The organism is Ereboglobus sp. PH5-5 (genome assembly GCF_029504805.1).
In the GTDB taxonomy this organism is placed as follows: domain Bacteria; phylum Verrucomicrobiota; class Verrucomicrobiia; order Opitutales; family Opitutaceae; genus Ereboglobus.
On the sequence record NZ_JAQFIT010000004.1, the window covers coordinates 158,377 to 178,021 of the forward strand.

Genomic DNA, 19,645 nt, shown 5'->3' on the forward strand with positions numbered 1-19,645 from the left:
TATGGGTTTGTTTTAAAACGCAAAAAACGCAAATGCCAAAGGAAAAACGTCTCCCCAAGCATCTGCGTTTTTAATATTAAATCAAAAAATAAAAACCGGCCCGCATTCGGCGGAAAGCGGACCGGTTCGTGAAACACTATTTCATATTAGAAGTCGCGCGAAACACGCACATACCAGAGCGCGGGCGAGGGATCGTTGATGCCGGCGGTGGTGCCCGTGCCGTCATAGGGATCGACGGGGGCGGTCTGGTTGAAGATGTTGGTCGCGCCAACAGTAATCTTCATTTGGCGGAAACCGGAATAGGTGACGGAGGCGTTTGTCCGAAGCTGCTTCTTAACAGTGTATACAAGGTAGAGCGGATCCACCTCGGGGTCGGTGTTATAACCCAGATACATTTTGCGGTCGCGATCACCAAGATAGGTTTCATAGACATTGAACGACCAGTCGCGGTAGGCCCAGTTGAACTCGACCACGGCATTGAAGCGCGGTGTCAGCCAGGTGCCAACAATGTTGTCGCCGTCGATCTTGTCACTGATGAGATAAGTGCCCGCGGCCTTGACTTGGAACTTGCCCCACTTGTCGGTGTTCCAGCGATAGCTGGCCTCGAAATCGATGCCCTTGTATTTGCGGCTGGAGATGTTGGTGTAGTCATCCCTGATGTAGAGGAGGGTGTTGTCGGGAGCGCGCACAACCATCGGCGCAAACAACGGGTTGCCCAAGTTGGCCTGCTCGAGGAAGTAGTTGTAGGCGTAAAAATCGGTCAGCTGCGCGAGCAAATCCTTCTGTTTGTAATAGAAGAAATCGACCGATGCCACGAAGCCCTTGAGCCATCCGGACTGCGGCTCGATGACGACGCCACCGTAGTAGGTGTCGGTTGTCTCAGGCTTGAGGTCGGGATTGCCACCCACGCGGATTTGCAGCTGGTCGCTGTTTCCGGTGACCGGATCCACGTAGTTGCCGGACGTGAACGTGGTCGTTCCCTTGGTGTAGAGATACGCCAGATCAGGAGCCTTGAACGACTCACTGTAGGATGTGCGGAGAACGAGCCAGGGCAAGGGCTTGAACTTAAGGCCAACCTTGGGGCGAACCTTGCTCTTGATGCCGTCGTCGCTGTAGTCTTCCCAACGACCGGCAACTTGTGCCTCAAACCAGCTGGTGAAAGGAAGGGAAACCTCGGCGTAAATGGCGTTCACATCGCGCTGACCGCCAAAGCTCGTGCCTTGTGAACCGCCAATAATGTTGCCGGTTTGGTTAAGGTCTGTCTGCGAGCTCGACAGTTTTTCAGTGCGACGCTCTGCGCCCACCGCTATGCCCGCCATGCCGCCGGGCAGTGAGATAAGCGAACCACTGGCCTTGACGTCATAATTCCAGAACTGGATCGCGGCCCTGACAGGATTTTCAATCGAGAGAAAATCGACAAATGCCTGCTCATTGAGTCCAAACCAATTAAAATACTCACGGTCGACGATCGCGGTGGTCGGATCCCATGTGAGACTGCCATCACCCATGCGGGTCAGACCCATGAGTGCCTGCTGCATCTTGTAATCAGCAACCGAACCCAAGTTACGGTTGGTGACGGTGTTCTTTGAGTAAAGCGCGCCCGCTTCCCAAGTCCAATCACCAGTAATGGTGCCTCCAAGGCCAACGAGTATGCGCGGCGTGTCGGATGTGACATCATTGACACGGTTGCCGACTTCAACAAGACGGCGGCGCCCGCTGGCAATATCCACGCCCCAAGGATTGTATGCGTTATAGGAGGGAATATACATCGCCTCGTCCACGGTCAGCCCATTTTCCCCCGCAAGGTTAACCGGAGTGGGAGCGGCATCAATTTGTGTTTCAGAACGGGAAAACGAGAGCTCGGCAAACCCATACAACCAAGGTGTGAAATCGTGCTTCATGCGCGTGTAGAACGAAAAACGGCGGATGTCGGGGAAAAGCCCGGCAACTTCTTGAAAGTTATAGAGATGGGATCCCGTCACTGCATCTCCAACAGTCGGGGTATCCGTGGCTTCGGCAAAAGTCTTATTTGAGCCACCCACAGACACATAACCGGGATATCCCATTGAGGAACGTCCATCAAACAAACCCAAATAATCCACATCGGCAGGATTGTCAGGAAGGCCGAAATCACTGATAGGAACCGGGGATTCCCAGCGGGGATCGGCTTTGCTTGCAAGGGATGTTTTGTCCGCATTTTTGGAGCGACCGAGATCGCGCGCATAGACGGACTTCTGGTCGTGCCAGTTTGCGGCAAACATAATGTGCGTCTTGGCCGTGACAACACCGCCGGTGAGAGAGGCTTTCTTAACCAAACCATCGGTGACGATATGATTTCCCGCCTGAACGGTCGTGTTAACACCCACATAGTCGTTTTTCAGCTTGAAATCGATAACACCGGCAACGGCATCCGAACCGTAGATCGCGGAACCGCCGTCCTTCAAAATCGACATGGATTCGATCGCGGCATCGGGGATGCTGTTGATATCGAACACTGTCATGAACCCATTAAAGCCAGGGGAGGCGTAGGGCGTGGTCCGACGGCCGTTGAGAAGCACGAGTGTGTTGTTACTGCCGAGACCGCGAAGGTTGAACGAGTTCACGCCCGGCGTGAAGCTGGTTCCGGCATCAACGGGAGTAAGCGCCTGTCCGTTCATAAAGGGAAGCGAACGGACGACGTCGGCCATGCTCACGTAGCCGGATGCCTCAATCTGATCGGCGGTGAAAATTTGCACAGGGCTCGCTGTTTCAATATCCACGCGTTTGATGCGGGTGCCGAGCACCTCATGTTTTTCAAGATGCACTACGTCATCTTTTGTTTCATTTGCTGGCTTTGTCGCCTGGCCAAAAGCCAGCGTCGTTGAAAGGAGCATGGCGGCTCCGGCAATTAACAATTTACGCGAGTGCGCACATGCGCCCCCGACTTGGGAGTCATTCTTGGTCTTCATTTGGCTTGTTTGGCTTGGTTGGATTTTGCGCAGCCAAGAGTTCATCCATCCGAAAATGGGGGACGCTAGGGAGCACAAAGATTCACATGGGTGCGTAATTTCGAAAAAAAGCGCAAGTCAGTTTTTTAATTTTTTTACAGCAAACCGCGGCGCTTCTGCCCGCCCGGGCATATCGCACATTACTTTCATATCCGTGTGCGCACTAAAAATTTGAATCTTTTGGCAGGACGCGCGTCCATCTGGTTGTGTTTGCGCAAAAGGGTTGGCAACAAGGCCGCCCTTTGTTTTCATTCACACCAGTCCCCCCCTTCACCCCATGCCTCACTTATCCAGCATACCCTTGGAGCATTCCACCCCGCCGGCGCATCCCGGCCCGTTGTGCACGTTTGTGTCCGGACCGCGCGACTCGGGAAAAACCCGTCATATTCTCGAACACTTGCGCCGGACCGTGGCGACCTCGCACACACCCGAGGGAACGGTGGCCGTGCTGCTTGCCGAGGCGGGGCGCACGCGCGCGGAAACCCTCTCGGCCGCATTTCCGGGGTTGATTTTGCGCAGGCTTTTTCTGCCATGCCAATGCTGCCCGGAACTGGCGCGCCTGCCCGCCGCGCTTCGGGCGACCAAGGAGGCCAATCCGCGCCTCGAACAGGTTTTCATCGAAGTGCCGGATATCGCCGCACTGCGGTTTCTCGATGAATTTGACGCCGTGGTGGGCTGGCCGCGCAACGTGGTGTTGTGCCTGAGCGCGGCATGGGCCAAGGCGCGGCGTCTCGACATGCTGCTGCCGTTTCAAAGCGCGTTGATCGAAAGGGCGGACACAATCATCGAGCACGAAGGCAATCCGCTGGCGCAACAGCTCCTGCGCACCGACAACTCGCCGACAACCGCCCCTTTCGACCTGACGCTGCCGCGGTAGGAATTGGGAAAACAAGGCGGCGCTCAAGGCAACACGCGCGCATGCGAAAAGGCCGTTGTTGCCAGCGCGCGTTTTTTTGCGCTGGTTAATGCCACGCATCACCAATGTCCGCCTCCGCCCTTCCATACGAAACCATCCGCGACGCGCTGCGCGCCCAGCCGCTCTTCGAAGACAAGACCTGGCGGCTCTCGCCGTCCGCGTGGCCGCTCACGCCGGATCAACTCGCGCAACTCAACGACATCGGCGACGCCTGCCTCGAATTTCACCAGGCGCTCGAAACCCTCTACCTCCGCTCCGTTGCGGGCAAAAATCTCCTCCGCAACAAACCCCTCGTCGCCCCGTGGGTCGCCGATTACCTCGACCGCGGCAAACCCGCCTCCGTCATCGCCCACACCCGCGACCCGAAAAACCGCGGCGCGTTTCCCAACGTCCTTCGCCCCGACCTGCTCCTCACCGACGACGGTTTCGCGCTCACCGAGCTCGACTCCGTCCCCGGCGGCATCGGCCTGACCGCGTTCCTCAACCGCCTCTACGCGTCCGACCGCGCGCCCGGCGCGAACGACGCCATGCTCCGCGTCTTCCACGATTCGCTCGCCGCGCTGCGCCCCGACCAGCGCAACCCGCTCATCGCGCTCGTTGTCAGCGACGAAGCCGCCACCTACCGTCCCGAAATGCGCTGGCTCGCCGAGCAACTCCAGCGCCTCGGCAAGCGCGTTTTCTGCCTCGATCCCGACGATGTTTTTCCACTCGGCAACACGCTCTGTTTCGACATCGAGGGCGACCCTGAAAAAATCGACATCATCTACCGATTCTTCGAACTCTTCGACCTGGAAAACATCCGCACCGCGCCCTACATCATCGAATCGTGGCAGGCGGGCGAGGTCGCCATCACGCCGCCCATGCGCCATTTTCAGGAGGAAAAACTCGGCCTTGCGCTCTTCCATCATCACCTCCTCGCCGACTATTGGGGCGAGGCGCTCAGCTCGCGCGCGCACAAACTCCTCAAGCAACTCATCCCAAAATCCTGGGTCATCGACCCCGTCCCGCTTCCGCCCGGCGCCGTGTTCGACGGCCCGCGCGTCGCCAACCGCGCCCTCACCGACTGGCGCCAGCTCGCCGCCGCCTCGCAAAAGGAACGCGACCTCATCATAAAAATTTCCGGCTACCACGAAACCGCCTGGGGCGCGCGCAGCGTCGTGCTCGGCAGCGATTGTTCGCGCGAGGAATGGCGGAACGGCATCGACATCGCCATCGCCGACGCGCCGCGCAACCTCCACATTTTGCAGGAATACAAAAAGCCAAAACGCGTCCGTCACGCCCTCTACGACCGCGACCACCAGCCGAGGGAAACCGACGGACGCCTCCGCCTCTGCCCCTATTATTTTATCGTCAACGGAAAACCCCGGCTCGGCGGCGCGCTGGCGACCTTCTGCCCACCCGACAAAAAAATAATCCACGGCATGCAAGACGCCGCGCTGCTGCCGTGCGTGTGCGTTTAGCAACGTGGCGGGAAATTCCCGGGAGCGCGGGCATCTTGCCCGCAGGTTTGGATGTTTGTGCGGCGCGCCGCGCCGTCTTGCGGGCAGGATGCCCGCGTTCCCGGGTGCGCAATCCTCACGCCGCGCCGCACTCGGGCGCGAGCGGGCCGAGAATGGCCTCAATCACATCGCGCGCGCTGTAGTTGTCGGAGCCTTCCTTGATGTAGCGCACGATGTCGGCCAGCGAATCGCCCGCCGTCGCAACCATCGTTTCGACAAGGCCGCCGCGGTTTTGCCCCAGCCCGGCCGAGGCCAGCAATCCGTTGCACAAACACATGCGCTTGCACGTCTCCGCGAGCGCGCCGCCCTTTGCGACATACGCCGCGATGGATTCGGCGGCGCAACGGAAACCGATGCCGCCATCCGGCTTGCGGTGGGCGGTGCGCAGGAGGCCGATGTCGCACACGCGTTCGCGTTGCCCGTAGAGCGCCTCGTCCGAAAGCGTGCCCTCCGCCTCCACGATTTTGAAGGGAAAGCCGGTGGGCGAGGCGCGCGGGTCGGTGAACACGCGCGCGAGTTTTTCCCGCGCACGGGTGATGATGCTGTTTTTCAACGAGGCGATCATGCCCGATTCGTTGCAAAAGGCGAAAGGCGTGCCGACCTGTATTCCGGCGGCCCCGGAGGCCGTGGCCGAGGCGAGCCCCTCGGGTGTGGCGAATCCGCCCGCCATCCAGAACGGAAGGCCGAGGGCGGCGATTTTGCCCAACTCGGGTTCGTCGCGCGGCCCGTAAACGGGCTGGCCGGACGCGTCGAGTTGCAGCAGGCCGCGCGGCGGCGCGTTGTGTCCGCCCGCGATGGAGGTCTCCACGACAAAACCGTCCACCTTGCCGCTGGATTTTTTTGCGAGCGAAAGCGCGAGCGTCGCCGAGCTGATGATCGCAAGAAATTTCGGGCGCGCGAGTTTGCGCGCGAAACCGTCCGCGACGCAGGCGGGATCAAACGCGAGCTCCGAGTCGGCCTCGCCCGCGACCTCATACTTCACCGAGGCGGGCAAGCCGTCTGCAAACCTGTCGAGCACGCCGGGCACATGGCGCGGAATGCCCGCGCCCATGAGCACGTAATCGACACCCGCCAGCATCGCCCCGTAGAGCGAGGGCAGTTGCGGCATGCGCACCTTGTCGAGGAGATTGATGCCGATGCGGGCCTTGATGTTGCCGGCGCGGGCCAGCGCGACCTCGGCGTAACTGGACAGGATCGTGAGGTCGAAGAGCGCCCTGTTGGGCTTGTCGCCGGCGAGAGGGATATTTTTATACGGCGCGCCCTCCGCCCGGCCCCCCGGCGAAAACCAACGCTCAAGAACGCGCTGCACCACGTCGGGAAACGGAAAGGTTTTGTAAACATTGCGAAGAAGCCCGCCCTCGTCGCCATCCTGAAGGATGCGGGCGTGGACCGTGTCGATGGCCGTGCCGGAGACGACGCCGAGGTGTCCCATCCCGGCGACAGCGCGGGCGAGCCGCCAGTTGGAAATGGCGATACCCATACCGCCTTGGATGATTTTGGGGAGTTGCATGAATGGAGATGGGTGCACGCTGGGCGCGACGCCTCCATTAAGAAAGAACTAAATGCAAAATAAAAAAATCCCGCCCGCCGCCGTTCCCGCGCGAATCGGCTGGAAATATGGGTTTTGAAATTTTTGTTTTGGACTTTGAACAATAGAAACCCAGTAACAGGCCGCGTGACATCCGCCATCACATCGCTGAAAACAAATCCCGCCGACGCCGGCCAGCCGCTCACGGCGCTCGCGCCGATGCAGGACGTCACCGGCCTCGCCTTCATGCGCGTCATCGCGCGCTACGGCGCGCCCGACTACTTCGTCACCGAGTTCTTCCGCGTCCACGCGCAATCGCGCCTCGAAAAACACATCCTGCGCTCCATCGACGAAAACACCACCGGTCGCCCCGTGTTCGCCCAGCTCATCGGCGAAAACATCCATCACCTCACGCGCGCCGTCGCCGAGCTCCTGCGCCACCGAGTCGCCGGCATCGACCTCAACCTCGGCTGCCCCGCGCCCAAGGTTTACAAGAAAAACGTCGGCGGCGGGCTGTTGCGCGAACCGGCCAAAATCGCCGAAATTCTCGCCGCCCTCCGCGCGCAAATTCCCGGCCTGCTCACGGTGAAAATGCGCATCGGCTTCGAGGACACCCGCCACTACGAGCAAATCCTCGACCTGATCAACGAGCACCGCGTGGACCTGCTCAGCGTGCACGGGCGCACCGTGCGCGAACTCTACCGCGGCGATGTGCACTACGACGAAATCGCGCGCGCCGTCGCCCGCGTGCGCTGCCCCGTGCTCGCCAACGGCAACATCACCTCCGCCGCAAAAGCCGTCTCCGTGCTCGGCGAAACCCGCGCCGCCGGCGTGATGATCGGCCGCCACGCCATCCGCAACCCGTGGATATTTCGTCAATGCCGCGAACGCTTCGCGGGCAAACCCGTCGCGCCGGTCACGTTCGCCGACGTGCGCGACTACATCCAGCGCCTCTGCGAAGCCGCGCAACGCGACGCCACGACCGACGCGCCCATTCCCGAAGCCGCGCATATTGGGCGCATGAAAAAATTCCTCAATTTCATCGGCCCGTCCGTCGATCCCGAAGGCGCGTTCCTGCGCGACATGCGCCGCGCCATGACCGCCGCCGAGCTCTTCGGTGTTTGCGACCGCCACCTCCTCGCCGAGCCGACGCGCGTCTTTTCCGACGAACCCCACCCCGGCATCATCGCCCGCCCGAATTGCGAGTGAGCGGTTGAAACGGGATGTTTAAAACGGCCACGAAAACGACCTTTGCCGTCTTGCGCCGTAGCGTTTCGCATCGAACTCCGCCTGCTCGATTCGCACGATGTGCCACGACCACGGAAACGAATCGCCCTGCTTCAAGCGAAGCACAAACGGCTCGGTTAATCCATTAACCTGCCGCGCGGCGTCGCTCACGTAACCGTGGCCGCTCGCGGTCATTTTCACCCGCACCGAAACCTCCGCATCCCGCCCGGTGCGCGTGACCGAGACATCGTGCAGCGCGAGTTCGAGTTTTTCAAACGAAGCCATCATGCGCCGCAAATCCACCGACAGCGTTTGCTGCGTGTATCCCCACGAGTCGGAATAATCGTCGGCCAGGCAGTCCGCGGTCGAGCCCGCGTCGAGCGATTCGATGCTCGCGATGAAGCCCGTCCACGCGCTGTCGAGACGTTTGTCCGCATCGAGCAGGCCCCTGAACACAAGCCCGCCGACAATCAACAGCAACCCGACGCCCGCCCCGATCAATATGCGCTTGTGTGAGACTTTCATGATGGCGCCCATCTTGCGCGAATTCCGCGCGGATGGGGAGAACGAAAAAACGCGTCCCGTTCCACTGGCTCCCCGCGTCCACCGCATAAATAACATTGCCCAACAACCCGCCGAAACACGAAACTTCGGGCATGGCAATTTTTGGCTCCCTAAAAACCGTCCGCGCCCAAACCACAGGCCGAAACGAAAACTACAAGACCGCGTTCGACTACATCGACGACTGCCTCAAGCCCGGCACCGACGCGCATAAACTCATCCACAGTCTCGCCGCCGGCGACAGCGACCGCGTGGAACTCGGCAACGGTGCCTTCGCGCTCCCCCAAGTCTACCTGAGCAAGGCGCCGCGCGAGACCGGTTTCTTCGAATCACACCTCGCCTATGTCGATGTGCAGGCGATCATTTCCGGGGAGGAAATTGTCGAGGTCACCGACGTCGCCAACCTCAAGGTAAAGGAAGACCGCACTCCCGCGCAGGACGCCATCATTTACGAAATGTATGACGAAGCCTCGCCCGTCCGCCTGCGCGCCGGTGAAGTCGCCGTGCTCGATCCGGTCGACGGCCACATGCCCTGCATCGCCGTCAAGGAACCCGCGCTCATCCGCAAAATCGTGGTCAAAATTCCGGTCGCCTGAACCGCATCGAAATTGAATTACAGGCATCATTACCACGCGGGCAATTTTGCCGATGTCATGAAGCACGCCGTGCTCGTGCAGCTCGTGCGCGGCATGCAGCGAAAGGAAAAGGGATTCCTCTACCTCGACACGCACGCCGGGCGCGGCGCGTATGACCTCGCCGCCGCCGACCACGGCGACACCCTCGAACGCAAACCCGAACACCCCGACGGCATCGGACGCCTGCTCGGCGAAAAAACCGACGCGCAAAACAACCCGTCCGGCGACGCCACACAGGAAACCGATCCGCTTCGCGAATACATCCAACTCGTCCGCGCATTCGACCGCCGCTGTGGAAATCTCGAACCGGGCGCCCTTCGTTTTTATCCCGGCTCGCCCTCGCTCGTTCGCGCCCTGATGCGTCCGCAGGATCGCATGGCGCTCTGCGAAAAACATCCCGACGAGTTCGCATCCCTGCGCGGCAAATTTCAAAGGGAGCCCCGCGTCTCCGTGCACGAAATCGACGGCTACACGGCCATCCGCGCCATGCTTCCCCCGCCCGAAAAACGCGCGCTCGTCCTGATCGACCCTCCTTTTGAAGCGCAGGACGAATACGAGGCAATCACCCGCGCCCTTCGCGAAGGCCTGCGCCGCATGCCCGCGGCGACCTTCGCCGTTTGGTATCCGCTCACCGAGCGCGCCCGCGCGGACGATTTTTTGAACCGGCTCGCCATGCTCGGCCCGCCGCCGACCTTTGCCGCCGAGCTCACAATCGTCGGCGAAACGTCGTCATTAAAAATGCGCGGTTGCGGCATGGCAGTCATAAACCCGCCGTGGCAAATCGACCGAACACTCGCGCCCATGCTCGACACGCTTTCTCAAACCCTCGCCCAATCCCCCGGCGGCAAAGCCACTCTCGACTGGATCGTGCGCGAGTAGTTTCTCCCGTTTCAAAACGCGCCGAAACCGCAACGCAGGGACACGGCGTGAGCGCACCCACAAAACGCGCTTCCGAAAAAGATTTAACATTGTCCTGACGCCCTTTCTTGCGACATCACTTGGGGCGTAGTTTTCGAGTCCCGCCGGCCGCCCTTCCCCGCCCTGCAAAATATCAAAACACCCTGCCACGTTTTCCATGAGCCTCCACCGCATCCGCAGTCTCCTTTCGATTCTTCTCATCTGCCTGTGCGCCGACCTCCCCGCGCAAACCAAAACCGTCCAGACCGCCGCCCTCACATACGATTTCCCGGGCAGATACGAGAACCAGGCCGCGCAGGGCATGGCCATCTATGACGAGGTCGCACTCTTGTTCAACAACGGCGGCCGCTGCCGAATCTACAACTTGAAAACAAAAAAGAAACTCATTGAGTTCGACCTCGCGTGCGCGGCCGAAACCACCCACGCCAACAGCGCCAGTTTCGGCATTGAGCAACCGAAGGGCGCCTATTTTCCGGCGCTCTATGTTTCCGAGTGCTTCGGCGAGGGCAACCGGCGCTGCTTCGTCGAAAGCGTCACGCCGCGCGGCTCGCGCATCATCCAAACATTGGAAATCAAAACCGGCGGCACCGAGGAACGCAGCAACAACTGGATGGTTGATCGCGAAAACAAAGTCATCTACTCGATCGCCTCGTTCAGGAAAGACTCAAAGCTATACGGCCTGTTCACCAAGTGGCCGCTGCCCCCGCTCGGCAAAAAGAAGATCGTCTTCAAAAAATCCGACATTCTCGACCAGTTCACAGTCCCCTTCCCGAATATTTACGTCCAGGACACATGCATCCGCAACGGCTACCTCTACCATGCGTTCGGCAATCGCGCCGCCGCCGAAGGATCGGACGAGCACAAGAGCAGGGAGATCCACATCATCAACCTGAAAACCAAAAAGACCGAAAAAATAATAGACATCAACGACAGCTGCCCGCTCGAGCCGGAGGGGCTCGATTTTTACGGCAACACCCTGTTTTTATTTTGCAACGGCAACGGCGGCCTCTGGCGAATCCCCGGTGTCTGAACCGCGCGCCTGCTTTTTGCAAACGATGCCAAACCCAACTTTAATCCCGCCCATAACATCCATGAAAAAATCGCTCCTCGCCTTCCGCATTCTTCCGGCCCTCGCCCTTCTGGCTTTCATTTTTTCCACCGACGCCCAGGCCGGCATCATCGTCAATGCCGATTTCGAAAACGGCGTTCCGCCCGAAATCAAAAGCTTCCAATCCAGCGTCGCGCTCGACACCACCCGGGCTCGTTCCGGAAACGCCTCCCTGCGCGTCACCAAGAAAGACAAGACGACTTGGGGCACCGCCTTTTTCAATCTCGACGGCCTCATGAACTTCCCCGACGGCTGCGAGTTCTCACTCTGGGTTTATGGCGAGCACGGCTCCAAGATTTCCGCCTACATCTCCGCCGCCGACCCCGGCAAATCCGGCCGCTACACCGCCGTCAGCGCCATCGGCACAATCAAAAACGGCCAATGGAGCAAACTCAGGGGGAAAATCTACCCCGGCGATCTCGACCGTGGTGAGCGCGACGTGCGCCTCATCATCCGCACACATGGCACATGCTGGATTGACGACGTCAGGCTCACCTCCGGTTCCAGCACCGCCTCGCCCGCCCAAGCCTGGCCGGAAGTCGAGACCGCCATGCGCAAGGCCGCCAGCCGCCGCGTCACCGCAATCAAACCCGGCGACGCCATCACGCTCGATGCGCGCAACGCCGCGCTCGTCCCCGACACCGCCCTCGCCCAAACCACACTCCCCAAGGATACCGCCGTGGCCATTCCCGCCGAGGGCATCCTCGTTTTCGCCATCGAGGCCAAGGACGACATCACCCTCGCCGGCACTCTCCAGCTTGAGCCCGACGCCGACCTGCGCCCCGGTCTCCGCGCAACGGTTCTCGCCAACAACACCGTCATCGCCGCCCCCGCCGTGAAAGCCGACGCCCCGTGGCGGGATGTCCGCACCGAGGATCGCCCCGGCGCGCTTCCCAACATCACCGGACAGCGCCCGTCCCCCGCCGTCACCCTCGCGCCCGTCCACCTCCCCAAGGGTCGCCACTATATCACCGTGGCCGGTCCGCACATCCGCCCCGGCGGCACGCTCACCCGTCTCGAACTCACCGCCAAATCCGCCGAAAAACCGCTCTACGCCTTCGGCTTTTTCTCCGACACCCACCTCGGCTACGGACGCCCCGTGTGGATGAACACCAAACTCAACACCCGCGCCGCCAGCGCGCTCGAAACCGCGCTCCGCCAGCTCAAGCAGGAAAAAGCCTCTTTCGCCATCATCGGAGGCGACATGACCGACGGCGGCAGACCCAGCCAGTATGAGGCGCTCGCCGGCGCCGTCCGTCGCGCAGGGCTCCCCGTTTACGGCTGCCTCGGCAACCACGACACTCTCGTTGACGCCCGCAAGTCCATAGCCGCCACCATCCCCGAGCTCTTTCCCAAGGGCGCCGAAAACACCGACTACGACTTCACCCGTTCTCCCGTGCGTTTCATCGTCCTCAACGGCTCCAACTGGCTCGGCAAAGGCGGCGCCATTCAATCCTACCGGGGCAATAAAGACGACCGGATCACTTATCGCGCAAACATCACCGATTGGCTTCGCAACACCCTCGCCAAGGACACCGCCACTCCCACCATCGTCGTCTCCCACTATCAGTTTTATCTCAAACGCGGCGTCTCCGACACCACCGGCTACAACCTCGGCGACGGCCCGGCGATGGACAAAAAGATCATGCCTGTCCTCGACGCCGCGCCCAACGTCGTCGCCACCCTGAACGGCCACCTGCACCACAACACTGTTTCCAACTACCACGGCATCGCCACCATTCAAAACCCCGCCTTCGCCGAGTGGCCCAACGCCTACCGCGTGTGCCGCGTTTATCCCGACCGCATGGAATGGGAAGTGCGCCAGTTCTCCAATCGCGGGCTCATCCGCGAAGGCGTTGTCCACGAAAAAGCCCTCCTCTGGATGCTCTCCACCAGCGAAGGCGACCTCTCCGGCACCGTCAACTTCGCCCGCCGCCAAACGGAGCGCGACCAGCCGTGACAGATTAATGCCGGACCGCCGGCGCCGCCATTTTCAGGCCCGACAGTATTTAAAACATTGTCCTGCCCTCCCACTTTGCGGCATCAATTGACGCGCAATGCCAAGAAAATTTCGCCTCGCAGCAATCGACATCGACGGGACGCTCATCCACAACCCCTCGCTCATCATCAGCGAAGCCAATCGCAACGCCATCGCCCGCATGCAGGACGCCGGCATCGAAATCGCGCTCGCCTCCGGACGCCATCACGCATCGATGCTCCCCTTCGTCGCCCAGCTCTCAGGCCTCCGCTGGATGGTCTCGTCGCAAGGCTGCGAAGTCTCCGACATCTCCCGTCGCGAAGTGCTCGAAAAAGTCTTCATCCCCGCGTCCGTCGCGCAACAAGCCATCACTCTCGGACGCTCCCTTGGTTACGCCATCGCCGTGTATGCCGACGATGGAATCTACCGGCTCGACGCCCCGGAAAAAATCGAGGCCTACGCCGGGCTCGACGGCGGCAAAATCACTGAAATCACCGACGCCCAAGCCCTCGAAAAACCACTCCTGAAAGTCATGTGGACGGGCGACGAAAACAGCATGACCGGCATCGAAACCATGCCCGAACTCGCCACGCTCGACGCCACCCACGTGCGCACGCACACCTACCTTTACGAATTCCTCCCCAGCGGCGTCACCAAGGGAACGGGCGTGGCGAGGCTTGCCGCCCACCTCGGCATCAGCGCCGACGAAACAATCGCCTTCGGCGACGCCGAAAACGACATCCCCCTTTTCCAATGGGCGGGCTTTTCCGTGGCCATGCCGAGCCGGTGGCCCGCCGCACGCGCCGCCGCCACCATCACCGCCCCCGACGGCCCGCCCGAAACCGCCTTCGCCCGCAGCGTGGAGAGGGCAGTCGATTTTTCGTGACACCAAATCGAAGCCGCGTCGCGTCGCCCGCCGCCCATTGAACACGTCCAAAAAATCCGCGCCAAAAGTGTAGCCGAAAAGGTTACACTTTTCAGAACCGGGCGCGATTGCGGCGTGTGTCAGGATTTCTTTTTTGGCTCCTTCACATACGTCACCAGAAAAATCCCCGCGCACACGCAAACCAGCGCCACGAGGTTTTTCCATTCCAGTAGTTTCTCGCCCAAAAACATGGCTGAAAGCGCCGCGCCGAAAATTGGCACAGTGAACTGGAAAATCGAAAACAGGCTCACCGGATTATGCTTCAGCAATGTCGCCATGATCGCAAACGCGGCCGACGAAAGCAGCGCCATGTAACAAAGCAACGCCGTCGATGCCGGCGTGAAGCCCGCCAGCGAGCCGCCCATCGCGTAACCGAGCACAATGAGCAACACGCCGCCGATGCTCAGCTGCCACGCGGTCATCACCACGCTGTCCATCCCTTGCGAAATGACCTTTCCGTAGATGCTCGACACCGCCAGCACCAGCGCGGCGATCACCAGAAAGCCCTCGCCCGTGAACGTGAAATGCAGATCGAGCAAATCGCGGCTGAAATTGACAAAAATCACACCAAGAAACCCAATCACGCACCCGGCCACCACGCGCGCGGTCAACCGCTCGGCCTTGAAGACAAAATGCGCGGCGATCACGCTGAAAAACGTCGTCGTGCCGTTCATGATCGCGCCTTTCACGCCCGTCGTGTGGGAAAGCCCGATATAAAAAAAGATATACTGCAACGTCGTCATCCCCACCCCGAGCAAGGCGAGCCGCCCGAACAAACCCGCGCCGATGTCGAATGCCTTCCGCCCCGTCGCCGCGCAAAATCCAATCAAAAACAAACCCGCCGCGAAAAAGCGGTAGCCCGCGAAAAGAAATTTTCCAGCGGTGTCATCCGGCCCGATCGAGAACAACGAATAACCGGTTTTGATCGCCGGATACGCGCTGCCCCAAAGCAGGCACGCCAGCAACGACAAGCTGCAAACCACGCGCTTGTCCGTGATCCATGCCCGTCCTTTCATGCCGGCGCCAAACTTTCTGATGATTTCGAGTTGAACACAATAATGCCGAGGAAAAGACAAACGGCGGCATCCTCAAGTTGCCATTCCATGAATTATGTTCGTTCAGTCAGAAGCGTCTCCGATCTGAACGAACAAAAAGAATTGTCGCGAATCAGGCCTTGGGCGCGGCGTCGTTTGCCGCCTTCACCGCCGCCGAGACACGCTCAAGCGCTTCCGCGACCGGAATCTTCGCAACGTCTTTTTCGTGACGCCACTTCATTTCGATCACGCCCTCCTTGAGGCCTTTTCCACCGATCGTTATGCGCAACGGCACGCCGATCAAATCGGCGTCCTTGAACTTCACGCCCGGGCGCTCGGCGCGGTCGTCGACGAGCACATCCGCGCCCGCTTGCTCGGCGGCCTCCGCAACCTTGCGCGCCATTTCGGCGGCATCGGCGGCTTGCGGATCAAGCAGGCAAACGAGCACTTGGAACGGCGCCACCGGCCACGGCCAGATGATGCCGTCGGCATCGTGCCCCTGTTCGATGATCGCCTGCATCGTGCGGCTGATGCCGATGCCGTAGCTGCCCATCACCATAAGGTGCTGCTGCTTTTGGTCGTCGGTGTAAACCGCGCCGTATTTTTCCGAATACTTCGTGCCGAGCTTGAAAATGTGGCCGACCTCGATGCCCCGGCGCACCTTCAGCGGCTTGCCCGAAACCGGACAAGGCTCGCCCGGACGCACGCGGCGGAAATCGCCAAACTTCGTGATCGCGAGATCGCGCGCCACGTTGACATTGCGCAAATGGAAACCGTCCTTGTTCGCCCCCGTGGTTCCGTTGCCGACGAGCTGGATCGCCCGGTCGGCAAAAATACCCGCGAGCGCGCCGGGATCTTTGATCGTGCCCTTGACCGCGCCAAGACTGCCGGGTTTCGCGCCGAGCACCGGCTCGATTTCCTCGGGCGTGGCGGGGCGGCACAACGCAAAACCGAGCGAGCCGAGCTTCGCCTCCTCAAGCTCGTCATTGCCGCGCAAAATCACGATGAACGGCTTTCCGTCGCCGATGTAAACGAGTGTCTTGAATTGTTTGTCGGCGGCCACGTTGTAAGGCGCGGCCTCGAGCTGCGCGATGGTCGTCACGCCCGGCGTCGCGAATTCCTCAACCGTTCCGGCAGGCGCGGCCCCGGCCAGGTCCTTCGGCACAATGGCGCTGGTGGCTTTTTCGCGATTGGCAGCATAGCCGCTTTCCTCGCAGTAAATGATGTCGTCGTCGCCCACCTCGGCGGGCACCATGAACTCGTGCGAAAAACTGCCGCCCATCACGCCCGTGTCGGCCTCGACGGCAATCGCCTGCACGCCGAGCCTGCGGAAAAACGCCTCGTAGGCGGCCTTCATTGCCAGGTAGCTCCTGGTCGCGCTCTCGTCGTTCGCATCAAACGAATACGCGTCCATCATGATGAACTCGCGCGCGCGCATGAGCCCGTAGCGGGGACGGATCTCGTTGCGAAATTTCGTGGCGATTTGATAAAAGTTTTTCGGCAGGTCGCGATAGCTTGTGATCTCGGCCTTGACGATCGGCGTGATGATTTCCTCGTGCGTGGGTCCGAGCACGAACTCCGGCTCCTTGGCCGCGCCCTGTGTCGCGCTCGCGCTGTCGGCGCGGAACATGATTTCGCGCGCCGCCGCCCAGCGCGGGCCGTTCGTCCAGCTCTCGGCGGGATGCACATGGGGCATCCAAAGCTCGATGCCGCCGCCGCGGTCGATTTCCTCGCGGCAGATTTGCGTGATCTTGTGAATGGCCCGCAGCCCGAACGGCATGTAGGTGTAAAGGCCGCCGCCCAATTTGCGCACGATGCCCGCGCGCACGAGCAGTTTGTGCGAGGGGATTTCAGCGTCGGCGGGGCTTTCCTTGAGTGTCGGGATGAAGAACTTGGACCAGTATTTCATAAAAATTAAGCCGCACAGGGAAACAGCGCCCGCGCCATGAGACAAGTGGCAAAGTGAAATTTCAGGGACGGCGCGCCACCAAAAATTTTGCGGAGGCGCCTCACCGCCGCGAACTCATCGCCGGGCGCCGGCCCAATTGCTCAAATTTTGTTTTTTTACCGCAAAAACGCTCTTGGGCATTGCGTGCGCGGCGTCGTTCACTTTCATACCCCCGAAAATGTGATGAGCCCCGAGCCGCGACAAAACCCCGTTGACTCCAAGATCCGACGCTTGCTGGCGCGCGTCAAAATCCCGCCGTGCATCGCCGCGATTCTCGGGGTGTTTTGCGGACTGGGCCTGTTCGTCACCGTGAAATCCAACGCGCTTTCCTACATGTCCGACGATCCGGGGGCGTGCGTGAACTGCCACATCATGGGCTCGTATTACGCCAGCCACGCGCACAGTTCGCACGCGCGCGTCGCCACGTGCAACGACTGCCATGTGCCGCATCAGAACTTCGTCGCGAAATACGCATTCAAGGCGCAGGACGGGCTTTACCACGCGAGCGTTTTCACCCTGCGAGGCGAGCCGCAGGCCATGCGAATCAAGGAGGCCGGCGCCAACGTCGTCCAGGCCAACTGCGTGCGCTGCCACGGCCAGCTCAACGAAATCGTGCAGCCCTCGACGATCACCCTCGTCGGCAAGGAGCACGGCGAGGGCCACCTTTGCTGGGACTGCCATCGCGACGTCCCGCACGGCACGCGCCGCAGCATTTCCTCCGCGCCCAACGCCCTCGTCCCGTATCCCGACACGACCGGCGCCGCCGACCTCATGCCCGCGTGGTTGAAGGCGCAAACGCACCCGGAAAACATTTCTCAAAAGGACACTTCCAAAAAATAACGCCATGAAATCCAAGACTCCCATCGTCTTTCTCATCGCCCTCGCCGCCACGTTTGCGCTCGGCCTGCTCGCCTCGTCCATCATGGAGCGGCGCGCCGAGGCGCGTCATGTCAACGCCACCGTCGCCCCGCGCCCGACCTCCGGCTACGAGTCGCGCAACTCCCAATGGGCCGCCGCCTACCCGCGCCAATACGAAACGCTGCGCGACACGCGGGACATGAGCTTCACGCCCCCGCTCGTCGGCGCGCACGGCCTCGACGCGCTCCGGGAAAATCCGCGCCAGGTCATCCTCTGGGCCGGCTACGCGTTTTCGAAGGATTACAACCACCCGCGCGGCCACGCCTACGCGGTCGAGGATGTCCGCGCCACGCTCCGCACCGGCGCGCCGATGAAAGCCGGCGAGGGCCCGCAACCCGCCAGTTGCTGGGTGTGCAAGTCGCCCGACGTGCCCCGCCTCATGAGCGCGATGGGCGTGGACGAGTTTTATAAAAAACAATGGTCCGACCTCGGCGGCGAAATCACCAACCACATCGGTTGCGCCGATTGCCACGAGCCGAAAACCATGCAGCTCACCATCACGCGCCCGCACCTCGTCGCCGCCTACAAGGCCGCCACGGGCCGCGACATCACCACCGCCTCTCACCAGGAAATGCGCTCGCTCGTCTGCGCGCAGTGCCACGTCGAGTATTATTTCGACAAGAAAACCGTGCCCGGCGGCCAGGTCGTCACGCTGCCGTGGAAACACGGATTCTCCATCGAGGACGCCGAGAAATATTACGACGGCATCGGGTTCACCGACTACGTGAACACCATCAGCAAAACGCCCATCCTCAAGGCGCAGCATCCCGACTACGAACTCTGGCGCATGGGCATCCACGGGCAGCGCGGCGTTTCGTGCGCCGACTGCCACATGCCCTACACCGCCGACGGCTCGCAAAAATTCTCCAGCCACCACGTGCAAAGCCCGCTCGCCGACACCAGCAAATCGTGCCAGGTCTGCCACCGGCAAAACGCCGACGAGCTCGTCAAAAACGTGACCGACCGCCAGCGCGCCATCCTCGGCATGATGGAGCGCATCGAAACCGAGCTCGTCCACGCGCACTTCGAGGCCAGGGCCGCGTGGGACGCCGGCGCGAGCGAATCCGAAATGGCGCCCATCCTCCAGCTCATCCGCCAGGCGCAATGGCGCTGGGATTATGTCGCCGCCTCGCACGGCGCCGGCTTCCACGCCCCGCTCGAATGCGCGCGCATCCTCGACGCCGGACTCGGCCGCGCCGCGAGCGCGCGCCTGCAACTCGCCCGCGTGCTCGCCGCGCACGGCAAAAACGCGCCCGTCGCCCTGCCCGATATTTCGACAAAGGAATCCGCGCAAAAATACCTCGGCATCGACATCGCAAAAGAGCGCGCCGCCAAGGCGGAGTTCATAAAAACCGTCGTCCCCCAGTGGCTCGAAAACGCGCGGTCAAAGGGCACGCTCGACGAGGCGCCCTCGGCGCAAAACAAAAGATTCTGATACAGGGGCGCGCCTCGCGTGCGCCCTC

At 61.1% G+C, this 19,645-nt stretch carries 15 protein-coding genes; 10 read left to right on the forward strand and 5 right to left on the reverse strand.

All coding sequences use genetic code 11. The annotated features are described in order from the left end of the window. Positions 1-146: 146 nt before the first annotated feature. Positions 147-2,948 carry a TonB-dependent receptor gene (locus M2103_RS03880; RefSeq protein ID WP_277508861.1) on the reverse strand — a complete coding sequence of 934 codons (2,802 nt, stop codon included), beginning with the start codon at positions 2,946-2,948 and terminating at the stop codon, positions 147-149. A 316-nt stretch (positions 2,949-3,264) separates the two neighbouring features. Between M2103_RS03880 and M2103_RS03885 the strand changes: the two genes are divergently transcribed. Both M2103_RS03885 and M2103_RS03890 read left to right on the forward strand, forming a co-directional pair. Beyond that, the gene (locus M2103_RS03885) at positions 3,265-3,864 is read left to right on the forward strand and encodes a hypothetical protein (protein WP_277508862.1); all 600 of its coding nucleotides are present in this window, start codon (positions 3,265-3,267) and stop codon (positions 3,862-3,864) included. 104 nt (positions 3,865-3,968) lie between these two features. Then, the gene (locus M2103_RS03890) at positions 3,969-5,363 is read left to right on the forward strand and encodes a hypothetical protein (RefSeq protein ID WP_277508863.1); all 1,395 of its coding nucleotides are present in this window, start codon (positions 3,969-3,971) and stop codon (positions 5,361-5,363) included. A gap of 115 nt (positions 5,364-5,478) precedes the next feature. Here the strand turns inward: M2103_RS03890 and M2103_RS03895 are convergent, their stop codons facing one another. After that, the gene (locus tag M2103_RS03895; RefSeq protein WP_277508864.1) at positions 5,479-6,912 is read right to left on the reverse strand and encodes a nitronate monooxygenase; all 1,434 of its coding nucleotides are present in this window, start codon (positions 6,910-6,912) and stop codon (positions 5,479-5,481) included. A gap of 237 nt (positions 6,913-7,149) precedes the next feature. Here M2103_RS03895 and M2103_RS03900 point away from each other — a divergent pair, with 237 nt between their 5' ends. Next, entirely contained in the window at positions 7,150-8,139 is a 990-nt protein-coding gene (locus M2103_RS03900) for a tRNA-dihydrouridine synthase family protein (protein ID WP_345783539.1), read from the forward strand. An 18-nt stretch (positions 8,140-8,157) separates the two neighbouring features. Here the strand turns inward: M2103_RS03900 and M2103_RS03905 are convergent, their stop codons facing one another. Further along, positions 8,158-8,682: a hypothetical protein gene (locus M2103_RS03905; RefSeq protein WP_277508867.1), complete on the reverse strand. Its 525-nt coding sequence runs from the start codon at positions 8,680-8,682 to the stop codon at positions 8,158-8,160. Positions 8,683-8,813: 131 nt separating this feature from the next. Here M2103_RS03905 and M2103_RS03910 point away from each other — a divergent pair, with 131 nt between their 5' ends. From M2103_RS03910 to M2103_RS03930, 5 genes are all read left to right on the forward strand, one after another. After that, complete coding sequence (locus M2103_RS03910) at positions 8,814-9,314, forward strand: YhcH/YjgK/YiaL family protein (protein WP_277508868.1); 501 nt, start codon at positions 8,814-8,816, stop codon at positions 9,312-9,314. 57 nt (positions 9,315-9,371) lie between these two features. Continuing rightward, a complete protein-coding gene (gene rlmJ / locus M2103_RS03915; RefSeq protein WP_277508870.1) occupies positions 9,372-10,232 on the forward strand; it encodes a 23S rRNA (adenine(2030)-N(6))-methyltransferase RlmJ in 861 nt (286 codons plus the stop codon). A gap of 196 nt (positions 10,233-10,428) precedes the next feature. Continuing rightward, the gene (locus M2103_RS03920; RefSeq protein WP_277508871.1) at positions 10,429-11,301 is read left to right on the forward strand and encodes a hypothetical protein; all 873 of its coding nucleotides are present in this window, start codon (positions 10,429-10,431) and stop codon (positions 11,299-11,301) included. Positions 11,302-11,362: 61 nt separating this feature from the next. Beyond that, entirely contained in the window at positions 11,363-13,339 is a 1,977-nt protein-coding gene (locus tag M2103_RS03925) for a metallophosphoesterase (RefSeq protein ID WP_277508872.1), read from the forward strand. Positions 13,340-13,436: 97 nt separating this feature from the next. Next, complete coding sequence (locus M2103_RS03930; RefSeq protein ID WP_277508873.1) at positions 13,437-14,243, forward strand: Cof-type HAD-IIB family hydrolase; 807 nt, start codon at positions 13,437-13,439, stop codon at positions 14,241-14,243. Positions 14,244-14,362: 119 nt separating this feature from the next. Here the strand turns inward: M2103_RS03930 and M2103_RS03935 are convergent, their stop codons facing one another. Both M2103_RS03935 and M2103_RS03940 read right to left on the reverse strand, forming a co-directional pair. Next, entirely contained in the window at positions 14,363-15,298 is a 936-nt protein-coding gene (locus M2103_RS03935; protein WP_277508874.1) for a DMT family transporter, read from the reverse strand. A gap of 151 nt (positions 15,299-15,449) precedes the next feature. Continuing rightward, positions 15,450-17,225, reverse strand: coding sequence for a proline--tRNA ligase (locus tag M2103_RS03940; protein WP_277508875.1), 1,776 nt, complete (start codon positions 17,223-17,225; stop codon positions 15,450-15,452). A 222-nt stretch (positions 17,226-17,447) separates the two neighbouring features. On the opposite strand from M2103_RS03940, the gene nrfH reads away from it, so the two are divergent. Together nrfH and nrfA are read left to right on the forward strand one after the other, a co-directional pair. Beyond that, the gene (nrfH, locus tag M2103_RS03945) at positions 17,448-18,104 is read left to right on the forward strand and encodes a cytochrome c nitrite reductase small subunit (RefSeq protein WP_277508876.1); all 657 of its coding nucleotides are present in this window, start codon (positions 17,448-17,450) and stop codon (positions 18,102-18,104) included. A 4-nt stretch (positions 18,105-18,108) separates the two neighbouring features. Then, positions 18,109-19,617 carry an ammonia-forming cytochrome c nitrite reductase gene (gene nrfA, locus M2103_RS03950; RefSeq protein ID WP_277508878.1) on the forward strand — a complete coding sequence of 503 codons (1,509 nt, stop codon included), beginning with the start codon at positions 18,109-18,111 and terminating at the stop codon, positions 19,615-19,617. Positions 19,618-19,645: the final 28 nt, after the last annotated feature.